Source organism: Nocardia sp. 852002-20019_SCH5090214 (assembly GCF_001665865.1).
GTDB lineage: Bacteria > Actinomycetota > Actinomycetes > Mycobacteriales > Mycobacteriaceae > Nocardia > Nocardia nova.
In genome coordinates this window covers 1-709 of record NZ_LZMK01000282.1, presented here as the reverse complement: position 1 = coordinate 709, position 709 = coordinate 1, and the positions used below count along the sequence as shown (strand labels likewise).

The following is a 709-nucleotide window of genomic DNA, read 5'->3' as shown; positions in this document are numbered from 1 at the left end:
GCCGAGTTCCTGACGCAGGTGATCGAGCTGCGGGACGGTGAGGGACTGTCGTGGTCGGAGATCGGCCGCCAGCTGGGCTGCAACTACGCCACCGCCCAGCGCGTCTACATCGAAGCCACCACCAGCACTGAGGCGGTGGCCTGATGGACCGCAGTCAGAAGGCCCCGTCGATGTCCAGCGGCGAGAACGCGCAGTACGGCGCGGCGCTCGGTTTGGCGGTGGGGGTGCCGTCGTTGATCGAGCTGGCCGGTGCAGCGGTGTGGGCGGCCCCGATGTACGGCGGCCCGGCACAGGATGTGCCGCTGAAGAACCCCGTCGCGCTGGGCTGGCACCTGATGGCCACCCACGATATTGCGTGGACCGGTGAGGCCACCGCCGCACTGGGCACCCTCGTCGGCGGCGGGCTGGCGACGGTGGCCGCGACCGCGATCGGTGTGCGGTGGGCGTGTCGCAAGTGTGTGGCCGCGCGTGCCGAGCGCCGTTACCGCAAGGGCCGTCCCGCCCATGTCGCGCTGGGCAAGGGCCTGAGCAAGGCGGATCGGCAGCCGATCGACGAGCGCGCCAAGTACATGGGTCGTGGCCGCGAGCTCGATGATCTGTGCTGGGACGCGGTGCGCGCCAAGGCGATCGAGCTGGGTGTGCAGCTCGCTCCGGGTCAGGTTCCCGGCGTGCTGATCGGCCGCGCGGTCGCCTGCGGCCGCGAACTGTG

At 71.1% G+C, this 709-nt stretch carries 1 pseudogene; it reads left to right on the top strand.

Going from position 1 to position 709, the window contains the following annotated elements:
* Nucleotides 1-143: 143 nt before the first annotated feature.
* Nucleotides 144-709: pseudogene (locus A5780_RS21890) on the top strand (hypothetical protein); the annotation flags it as partial.